The sequence below is a fragment of the Actinocatenispora thailandica genome, from assembly GCF_016865425.1.
Taxonomy (GTDB): domain Bacteria; phylum Actinomycetota; class Actinomycetes; order Mycobacteriales; family Micromonosporaceae; genus Actinocatenispora; species Actinocatenispora thailandica.
This window is the reverse complement of the sequence record NZ_AP023355.1, coordinates 5,122,319-5,132,465: the sequence shown is the minus strand read 5'-3', so window position 1 is coordinate 5,132,465 and position 10,147 is coordinate 5,122,319. Positions and strand designations below refer to the sequence as shown.

Annotated in this window: 7 protein-coding genes; 4 read left to right on the top strand and 3 right to left on the bottom strand. The window is 70.8% G+C overall.

All coding sequences use genetic code 11. From position 1 onward, the window contains the following. Positions 1–159 precede the first annotated feature (159 nt). Positions 160–720, bottom strand: a complete 561-nt coding sequence (locus Athai_RS22910; RefSeq protein WP_203963396.1) for a TetR/AcrR family transcriptional regulator — start codon at positions 718–720, stop codon at positions 160–162. Between the two features lie 170 nt (positions 721–890). On the opposite strand from Athai_RS22910, the gene Athai_RS22905 reads away from it, so the two are divergent. After that, positions 891–1,631 carry an SDR family oxidoreductase gene (locus Athai_RS22905; protein ID WP_203963395.1) on the top strand — a complete coding sequence of 247 codons (741 nt, stop codon included), beginning with the start codon at positions 891–893 and terminating at the stop codon, positions 1,629–1,631. Positions 1,632–1,967: 336 nt separating this feature from the next. Here Athai_RS22905 and Athai_RS22900 read toward each other — a convergent pair whose 3' ends face one another. Both Athai_RS22900 and Athai_RS22895 read right to left on the bottom strand, forming a co-directional pair. Further along, a complete protein-coding gene (locus tag Athai_RS22900) occupies positions 1,968–3,161 on the bottom strand; it encodes a M23 family metallopeptidase (RefSeq protein WP_203963394.1) in 1,194 nt (397 codons plus the stop codon). 569 nt (positions 3,162–3,730) lie between these two features. After that, complete coding sequence (locus tag Athai_RS22895; RefSeq protein WP_203963393.1) at positions 3,731–4,576, bottom strand: helix-turn-helix transcriptional regulator; 846 nt, start codon at positions 4,574–4,576, stop codon at positions 3,731–3,733. 85 nt (positions 4,577–4,661) lie between these two features. Between Athai_RS22895 and Athai_RS22890 the strand changes: the two genes are divergently transcribed. The 3 genes from Athai_RS22890 to Athai_RS22880 all read left to right on the top strand — a co-directional run bounded on the left by Athai_RS22890 (position 4,662) and on the right by Athai_RS22880 (position 10,092). Beyond that, on the top strand, positions 4,662–5,444 hold the full coding sequence (locus tag Athai_RS22890) for an SDR family NAD(P)-dependent oxidoreductase (protein WP_203963392.1): 783 nt from the start codon (positions 4,662–4,664) through the stop codon (positions 5,442–5,444). A gap of 223 nt (positions 5,445–5,667) precedes the next feature. After that, complete coding sequence (locus Athai_RS22885; RefSeq protein WP_203963391.1) at positions 5,668–8,160, top strand: glycoside hydrolase domain-containing protein; 2,493 nt, start codon at positions 5,668–5,670, stop codon at positions 8,158–8,160. A gap of 543 nt (positions 8,161–8,703) precedes the next feature. Beyond that, complete coding sequence (locus tag Athai_RS22880; protein WP_239157106.1) at positions 8,704–10,092, top strand: SNIPE associated domain-containing protein; 1,389 nt, start codon at positions 8,704–8,706, stop codon at positions 10,090–10,092. The last annotated feature ends 55 nt before the right edge of the window (positions 10,093–10,147 follow it).

The window sequence follows — 10,147 nt, the reverse complement described above, 5'->3', positions numbered from 1 at the left end:
GGATCGACTTGTTGCCGATGCCCACAAGTGGCTGACGTCGGTCGCGTGACAGGGGCGCGGAACCGAGAACCGTCCCCTGGGCGGCCGTGTATGACCATCCGCCGCACCTTGGTAGTCGCGGCCACCGCGGATCCGGCGTCTTGCTCGACCGCGGAGGGGTCACTTTCGGCGGAGGCCGTCGATGATGACGGCGATGATCGTCGGCACCCGCCGCTCCCAGTCGGACTCCGGTATCCGGGACAGGACACCCAACAGCAGGATCACGTCAGTGACGTCGACCTCGTCGCGGACCTCGCCGGCGGCCTTGCCCTGGTCGAGCAGTGCGCCGAGGGCCTCGTCGAGCCGGTGGTGCTGGTCGGAGTAGAGGTCGCGCCAGGCGGAGGCCTCGATGGCGGCCATCACGCCGCGCTTGACCCGGGCGTACTCGACGAGCCGGCGTAACCAGCGGGTCAGCGCGTCGAGCGGTGCGTGTCGTGCCAGCAGCGGGGCCACGGCGTCGACGAGTTCGGTCAGCTCGTCTCGGTACGCGGCCGCCAGCAGGTGTTCACGGGTCGGGAAGTGCCGGTACAGGGTGCCCTGGCCCACACCCGCGGCCTTGGCGACCACGTGCAGCTTGAGCTCGTCCGCGGTGCCGTTGGACTTGCTCAGTTCGGCCCGTGCGGCCTCGACGATGCGGTCGCGGTTCGCGGCAGCATCGGACCGCAACTCACGGGTCGCCACGGCATTCCCCTTCCCGCGCATCTCGGCGCGACCTCGGTGCGGTCTCCGGTGGCGGCGGCGTGGGCCGCGGCGCACCGCTCGCCGCACCCTCCCCACGAGCCAAGCGGACAAATGTCCGCTACGCTAAAGACGTAACCGGACAGTTGTCAGCTTAGACTGGGGGTGCTTCGATGAGCACGCTGGACGGCAAGGTCGTCGCCATCACCGGCGCCAGTAGCGGCATCGGCGCCGCCACCGCAGGTGAACTCGCGGCTCGTGGCGCCACTGTCGTACTCGGCGCCCGGCGCACCGACCGGCTCGCCGAGACGGTCGCGGGCATCCGCGCCGCGGGGGGTCGCGCCGAGGCGTTGACGATCGACGTCACCCGCAGGGCCGACCTCGAGCGGCTGGTCGCCCGGGCCGTCGACGAGTACGGGCGGCTCGATGTCCTGGTGAGCAATGCCGGCGTCGCCCGCATCGCCCCGATGGCAGACCTCGACGCGGACGACTGGGACACCATGATCGACGTCAACCTGCGCGGCGTCCTGCACGGCATCGCCGCCGCGCTGCCGGTCTTTCGCCAGCAGGGTCGGGGGCACTTCGTCACCACGGTGTCGACGTCGGGGCTGAAGATCGTGCCGACCCAGGCGGTCTACGCCGGCACCAAGAACGCCGTGCGTACGGTGCTGGAAGCGCTGCGCCAGGAGTCCACCGACGGCGTCGTGCGCACCACCGCTGTGTCACCCGGGTACGTGCGCACCGAACTGGTCGACGACATCGAAGATCCCGAGCAGCGCGCCCAGGTTCAGCACGCCATGGCCACGCTCGGCATCGGACCGGACGCCGTGGCGCGCGCCGTCGCGTTCGCCATCGAACAGCCCGACGACGTCGAGATCGGTGACATCACGATCCGTCCCACCAGGCAGGGCTGAGCATCGGCCACCGGATCGTGACGTGGCGCCGGCGAGCCCGCGCGACGCCGTGGCCGAACACCACGCCGATCCGCGGCGTCCGCCGGGTGGGCGCCGCCACCGGCCGCAGGCCAGACACCCGTACCTCGCCGGCGAACGGGCTCAGCACGCCGCTGAGCAGTGCTGCGCCTCCACGTCCCGGTCTTCTGGGCCGGGTTGCGGGATCCCGCGTGCCGGCTCCCGTGGCGTCGGTCGCCGACCGGCGGAGGGCGGGCCTCGTCGTTGGGGCTGCGCAGTCCCCCTGGCGCCGGTGGTCTCGCGCCTCGGGTTTCGCGCCGCGACACCACCGGCCGGTGCTCAGCCGTGGCCGGCGGCGCGGACGACGTGCAGGCCGTGGGCGTTCAGGTAGGGGAGCGGGTTGAACGGGACACCGTGCCGGCGCATCTCGAAGTGCACGTGCGGGCCGTGCGAGTCGCCGGTGTTGCCGGACAGGGCGATCACCTGACCAGCCCGTACCCACTGTCCATCGTGGACAAGCACCTTGGAGTTGTGACCGTAGACGGTGGCGATGCCCTGCCCGTTCTCGATGCCGACGGCACGGCCGTACCCGTCGTACCAGCCGGCGATGCTGACCCGGCCGGCGTGCGCGGCATGCACCGGGGTACGCATCGGGACCGCGAGGTCGACGCCGGCGTGCAGCACGCCCCACCGTCGTCCGAACCCGGAGCTGATCCAGTAGTGCTTGGCCTGCACCGGAAGCCGCCACGAGCTGCCGCGATCGACGTACTGGTAGGGGTTGGCGGCCGGCGCGCGCTTGGCGGCGGGCTTGCGCTTCGCCGGCGGCTTCGCGGGCTTGCCCTGGCCCTGTGGTGCGGGCTGCTGCTTGCCCCGCTTCTGCGTGGGCTGCGCCGGAGCGTGGCTCGGGGTGTTGCCGGGCGCGGGCCGGTCCTGGCCGCGGCTGGCGGCGGTGTGGCGATCGGCGCCCGCGTGCTGTTCGGCGGCCTGCGCTGCGGGGGCGCCGCCGCCGGTGTGTACCGCGGCGGCGGTGGTGGCGGTCGCGGCGATGACTGCGCCGCCCAGCAGCGCGGCGACGCCGAGACGCAGCGTCCGGGGCCGCCGGGCCACCGTCACGGTTCGCTGGCCAACGCCCCGCCACCAGCGCGGGTCCGAGACGCTGACCAGCACGGTACGGGCGTGCTTGCGCCACGGGGTGGTGCGGAGCGCGACGACCACGGTACGGGCGTGCTGGCGCCAGGGCGTGGTGCGCAGCGCGACGAACGCGGTACGGGCGTGCTCGCGCCACGGCGTGGTGCGCAGCGCGGTGACGGCGCTGCGGGCGTGCCGGCGCCACGGCGTGGCAACCAGCCAACGGACGGCGCCGCGGGCGTGTCGGCGCCACCGCGCGGCGTGCAGCGCAACCAGGGCGCGCAGCGAGCGGAGGGCATGCTCGGCCCGCCGGCGCCACGGGGTGTTGCCGAGGCTGGCGCGGAAGGTCAGGAGCGTACGGAGTGCCGAGTCCAGGGCACGGAACAGCAACGACAGGGGGTTCATGGGGGATGTCCTTGCGTCGGCGGCCCGGCGATGCGAAAGGGGTTCGCCGGAGCTGCTGCGGGGATGCTCTTGTCCGGGCCTCGGGCGGCCGCGCGACCACCCGACGGCAGCGCCCACCGTAGACGGAGTGTGACCGGAGCGGTGCGCGGTACGCGGCGAATGGCACGCCTGCGCGGTACGCGCGGTTCGCTTTGCCGGGTGGGTCCCGATTTCTGCGGTGCGTGCTGCGTCACATCGTGACCGTCACCTCAGGTGATCACGTGATCGTCGCAGCGTCTGCGGTCCGAGCGAGGCCGGGACCTGCCGGTACCGGTCAAGGCCGTGGTGGATGGCCTCTTGCCCGGGCAGCGCGTGGCGCCGCCGCCCGCGAGATCGCCGCCGCCACGATCCGGACCGTGCGGGAGCGTCGCCGCCACGATCCGGACCGTGCGGCAGCGTCGCCGCCGCGAGATCGCCGCCGGCAACTATCCGGACCACGCGCCGCCGCCGCGAGATCGCCGCCGGCAACTATCCGGACCGCGCGCCGCGGCCGCGAGACCGGCGGCACGATCCGGACCGCCGGGCGGCGATCAGTGCGTGCCGACCCGCTCGGTGCCCAGCACGCCGAGCAGTGCCAGCGCCTCGGCGTCGTGCGAGCCGGCGGGTGCGGTGTAGAGCACCAGGTGCTGGTCGCGGTCGGCGAGGGTGAGCACGTCGCAGTCCACGGTGATCGCACCGACGGACTGGTGCTGGAACGTCTTGGTCAACATCGGCGCCGGCTGCACGTCGTGTCGCTGCCACAGCCGGTCGAACTCGGCGCTGCCGGCGCGCAGTTCCTCGACGAGTCCGGTCACCGCCGGATCCGACGGGTAGCGGGCGAGGGTGGCGCGCAACGCCATCGCCACCTGCTGCCGGAACTGCGGGACGTCGGAGACCCCGTACAACGGGCTGGCGGTCGCCGGCCGCAGGAACGCCTTGCGGGCGAGGTTGCGGCTGGCCGGGTCGAGCCGGCCGAAGTCCTCCATCAGCGCGGCGGCCAGCTCGTTCCAGGCGAGCACCTCGAAGGTCGCCGACAGCACGATGGCCGCCGTGTGCGGAAGCCGCTCCAGCAACGCGAGGATGCTCGGGCGCACGTCGCGGCGGTGCACGCCGGACCGGGACGGTGCGGTACCGGCCAGCGTGTGCAGGTGCTCGGTTTCGGCGTCGGTGAGCCGCAGCGCACCGGCGATTCCGGCCAGCACCTCACCCGAGGGACGCGGCGCCCGAGCCTGCTCCAAGCGGACGTAGTACTCGGTGGAGATGTGCGCGAGCACCGCCACCTCCTCCCGGCGAAGGCCGGGCGTGCGGCGCCGCGGCCCCGACGGCAGACCGGCGTCCTCCGGCCGTAGCCGCTCGCGGCGGCTGCGCAGAAACGCGCCGAGTTCCTGCTTGTCCATGGCTCTAGTGTGCCCGCCGATCCCGCGCCGAGCCTGGTACCACCGGTGCCTGTCTGCGCGGCCGGCACGCGGCGAGGCTTGCGGCATGACCACCGACATCACCACCACTCCAACCCGGCTGCTGGCCGGCAAGGTCCTGTTCGTCACCGGCGCGAGTCGCGGCATCGGCGCTGCCGCCGCCCGGCTGTTTGCCCGCGAAGGCGCCGCGGTCGTCCTGGCCGCGCGCGGTATCGACGCGCTGGAACGCATCGTCGCCGACATCCGGGCGGCCGGCGGCATCGCCGACGCCGTACCGCTGGATCTTGCCGAGACGGCGAGCATCCGGGCGGCGGTCGACCACGTCGAGCGGCTGCACGGGCGGCTCGACGGGGCGTTCAACAACGGTGCGGCGATGCAGCAGCCGGGCCCGCTGGACGACACCAGCGACGCGGACATCGACCTGCAGTACGCGGTGAACTTCCGGGCGCACTGGACCGCGATGACCGCCGAGGCCGCGCTGCTGCGCAAGCGGGGTGGCGGAGCGATCGTCAACACCTCCAGCATCGGCAGCCGCCGCGCCAACCCTCACCTGCCCGCGTACGGGGCGATGAAGCGCGCGTTGAACAGCCTCACCGAGACCGCTGCGGTGACCTGGGGACGCCAGGGCATCCGGGTGAACGCCATCACCCCCGGCGGTACCGCCACCGAGATGATCGAGGCGTGGGAAGCGGCCAGCCCGGGCGTGATCGAGCGCAACAACGCCGCGACCCCGCTTGGCCGGATGGCCGAACCCGGTGAGGTCGCCGAGGTCGCCGCGTGGCTGCTCAGTGACCGGGCGTCGATGGTGACCGGCGCGATCGTACCGGTCGACGGTGGTGCCGGCGCCTGAGCGCCAGCACATCGGACCGTACGACCGGGGCGTGCGGCGCTGTGCGCTTCGTGTCGCCGTGGCGTGCTCTCGACGCGGTTGACCGGTGTGCTGCCGGCGGGCAGTCCCGGCCCCGCTGTCACGACGATTCGTGCCGATTGCCAGGGAGGTCGGCGCTGTCTAGGGTGAGGGAGCAAATGACAGCGTTGTCATTCGAGGTGTCGTCGCGGAGAGGGTGGAAGGTTTGCGCAGGTTACGAGTCCGGTGCGGGGCGGTGGTGGCGGGAGCGGCGCTGGTGCTCGGCGTGCTCCAGCCGGCCGGTGCGGCGCCGCAGCACGGTAGGCAACACGGCGAGCTGCCGCTGACGCAGTACGTGAATCCGTTCATCGGGACGGCGGTGTCGCCGACCAGCGGGTACGCCGGGAACGTGAACCCGGGCGCGCAGGTGCCGTTCGGCATGGTCGACTTCGGCCCGGACACGCCGCGCACCAACTTCAACGGCTCCGGCGGCTACCTCACCGACGCCGACGCGACCAACGGCCGGATCAACTTCTTCAGCCTCACCCACCTCAACGGCCCCGGCTGCCCGGGACAGGGCGTGGTCGGCATGATGCCGGCGGCCACCCCGCAGCCGGTCGCCTCGGATACGGGCGTGCCGACCGGCGTCGGCTTCCAGACGGCCAACGAGTCGGCCTCGCCCGGCTACTACTCGGTGCGGCTGGACAACAAGGTCGGCGTGCGGTTGACCGCGACCACGCGTACCGGGATGGCGCAGTTCAGCTACCCCGGCACGGATTCCGGCTACTTCTCGCTGGACACGCGGCTCAACGCCAACAGCAACATGGCGAGCACCGCCGGCAAGGTGTCGGCCGACAACACCGCGCTCGACATCGCCGACCACGGGCGGGTACTGACCGGCAAGACCGTCGCGCCGGCGTTCTGCACGCCGTACGGCACCCAGTTCAACTCCAACGTGTACTTCTACGCCGAGTTCGACAAGTCGCTGCGCGCGCAGCCGGCCGGCAGCACCCTCAACACGGTGCGGCACGGTGCCGCGCTGCTGCAGTACGACCTGACCGGCGCCGATCACACGCTGACGATGCGGGTCGGGATCTCCTCGGTCAGCGTCGCCAACGCGAAGCTCAACCTCAAGACCGAGAACGCGCGGTCACGGTTCGGGCAGGTGCGCGCGCATGCCGACGCGGCGTGGAACACGCGGCTCAACAGCGTGCAGATCGACGAGGCCGCGCGGCCGGGCCGGCTGACCGGCACCCAGCGTGACAACCTGACCAAGTTCTACACAGCGCTGTACCGGGTGTTCGGCACGCCGACGATCTACTCCGACGTCAACGGTGAGTACCGCAGCATGGCCGCGACCCCGCCGTACCCGAGCACCGTGGACACCTCCGGTGGCGTGGACCGGCGCCCCGTCGCGAACGTCGCCGACGACACGTTCACCCGCCCCGACGGCAGCACCGGGCATCCCCGGTACCACTACACGGGGCTGTCGATGTGGGACACCTACCGCTCCGACGCGCAGCTGCTGGCCATGCTCGCGCCGAAGGAGGCCAGCGACGTGATGCAGTCGCTGGTGGTCGACGGCGAGCAGTGCGGCGCCTTCCCGCACTGGGTGGACGCCAGCGACGACTCGACACCGATGGCCGGCGACAACGCGCTTCCGGTGCTGGCCGCCTCGTACGACTTCGGGGCCACCGACTTCGACGTGACCACCGCGGCGCGGCTGGTCAAGCAGTCGGTGTTCGACCCGACCAGCGCCTGCAACGGCCGGGCCAGCATGGCCAACGCGAAGCAGTACCTCGCCGACGGCTACTACCCGGACACCACCTCGCCCAACATCGAGCAGTACGCCGTGGACCACGCCGCCGCCACGTTCCTGTCGGCGCTGCCCGCCAGCGTGCGGTCCGACCCGACCGTCCAGGTCAGCCAGGCCGACATCGCCAAGCTCGACGACCGGGCCACCTGGTGGCGGCACATCTTCGACCCGAACAACGACACCATCGCCGCCCGCAAGCCGCCGACCAGTAGCGGCGAACCCGGCGAACTGGAGGCCGGCTGGTACCACGAGTCGACCGAGCCGAACTACTTCTGGTCGTTCGGCTACGCCTGGCCGCAGCTGATCGACGCGATCGGCGGCAAGGCCAAGGCGGTGGACCGGCTCAACACGCTGTTCTCGGTGGACTCGGCGCTGACCAAGGTACCGACACTCCAGCAGCTCAACGGCGGTCAGGACTCCCAGGGCTTCTACATGGGGAATGAAATGGGTTTCCCGGCGCCGTGGGCCTACAACTGGGTCGGCAAGCCCGCCTCGACGCAGTACGTCGTGCAGCAGTTGCTGCACACCGCTTTCGGCACCAGCCGTGACGGGCTGCCGGGCAACGACGACATGGGCGCGGAGTCCAGCTGGTACGTGTTCGCCTCGCTGGGCATGTTCCCGGCCTCCCAGGCCGACGGCGGACTCGCGCTGTCCACGCCACAGTTCCCGTCCGCCACGGTCCATCTCGGCAACCACCGGCTGCGCATCCGTACCGACCGGGACGCCTCGAGCGCACCGTTCATCCGGTCGCTTCGCGCCGACGGCCACAACCAGCAAGGATCGTGGCTGCCGCTGAACACGCTGCGCTCGACCAACACACTGCGGTATGCACTGAGCGCCAGCCCGACCTCCTGGGCGAGCACCGTCGACCCGGCCGGGCCGGCGGCGAAGCCCGCGAGCTGACCGCTCCCGTTCCGAGAGCCTCGGCCGCGCCCACGGGCCCGGCCGAGGCTCTCGGAGACCGTGCGAGGTTAGGCAGGCCAGGTAGCCTGATCCAGGGCTGTCATATGTGGGTACACCGTCCAAGGCGCCATCATTCTCATGGGCTGCCGAATCCGCCGAGCTGCCGTCACCGACCCCGTCAGCGGTGACCGGTCGGCCCGAACAAGTCGGTCCGAAGGTCCACCCGAGTGGCCCGATTGGCCGAGATCTGTTCGCGGCCAACGGAGTTAACGTGTGCGGAGGTAGCCCGGGGAGGACGCCGTGGAGTATCGGTACAACTCGCCGCCCGGCTGGCCTGTGCCACCGCCAGGATGGCGGCCTCCGCCAGGCTGGCATGCCGATCCTCGCTGGCCGGCGCCTCCTCCCGGATGGCAATTCTGGAGCCCCGTAACCGCGGATACTCCTGCGGCGGCACCCGCAGCCGGGCCAACGCCCGGAGATCCAACCCCAATCGACGGCACGAAGGGCGATGAACCCCGGCGACGTCTCGGTGCCAGGAGGCGGTTGCGTGTCGCCGAGGAGAGAAACAGTGAACTCGGCGATCAGGTAGCCGTCCTGAACACCGAGGTCACCAAGCTGCGGGCACGCGTCGATCAGCTGCGTGGCATGGATGCCACGGCGCTGGAGGCGGAGACAGAGCGCGCTCGTGATGAACTCGCGACAGTTCGCCAGCAGATCGAGCAGGAACGCCAGCGCGCCGACGAACAGATACGGCAGCAAGACAAGCAGGCCGAAGCGGACCGGGCCGCGGCCGATCGGTCGCTGCGCGACCTTCTGCGGCAGAACGAGGAAGCAGCGACTCAGCTCGCGCAGACTCAAGCGCAGATCGTGCAAACGCAGGATGTGGCGATGCTGCAGGAGGCGGGGCTCTACGAGTTCCGGCACCGGCTGGCTGATGCCGTCGCATACAAGTCGCGGCTGGACGACCTGCGGGACGAGATCAAGACCGCTGTACGGGCCGGTGACGCGGTCGAGTCGGCGACGGGCTGGATGGTCAATGGCTCGGCCAGCCAAGGACGCAAGATGCTCCGAGAAACCACGAAGCTGATGCTGCGCGCCTACAACGCTGAGGCCGATGCGTGCGTTCGGACGATGCGCCCCCATCGCCTGGCCTCCTGCACGGATCGTCTTGGCAAGGCACGCGACACCATCGCCCGTCTCGGCTCGACGATGAACATCCACATCACCGAGCATTACCACGGGCTTCGCGTCACCGAACTGGAGCTGACCGCCGACTATCTCGCAAAGGTAGAAGAGGAAAAAGAGCGCGTCCGAGCCGAACGCGAGGCCGCTCGTGAAGAGGCGGCGCTACGCCGGGAGATCGAGCGGGAGCGTGCCAAGCTTGCCAAGGAAGACGCGCACTGGGCCAACGTTCAAGAGCGGATGCGTGCCGCGGGTGACACCCTCGGCCTGTCCGAGGCTGAGACTCGACGCACGGAGATCGCGCAGGCGTTGCAGGACGTCGAGGCGCGGGCCGCGAACGTCCGCACTGGATGGGTGTATGTCATCTCCAACATCGGCGCCTTCGGACAGCACATGGTCAAGATCGGCATGACCCGCAGGTTGGACCCGACCGAACGGGTCCGCGAGCTCGGAGACGCGTCCGTGCCGTTCAAGTTCGACACCCACGCACTCATCTTCAGCTCGGATGCCGTCAGCCTGGAGACTCGCCTGCACCAGGAACTGGCCCATCGCCGAGTCAACCAGGTCAACCTGCGGCGAGAGTTCTTCTACGCCACTCCGACCGAAGTGCGGGACCTACTGCAACGGATCGACGGACAACACCTGCTGGACTTCACCGAAGACTGTGAGGCGTCGGAATGGCGTGCGAGCCAACATCCGGCTATCGAGACAAGCCCTGACCAGTCACACCCGACGCTGAGCGTGAAGTAGCCGTTCCACGACGTGGTATGGCCGACTCGGCGCCCGCGCACGAGCCGATGTTGCG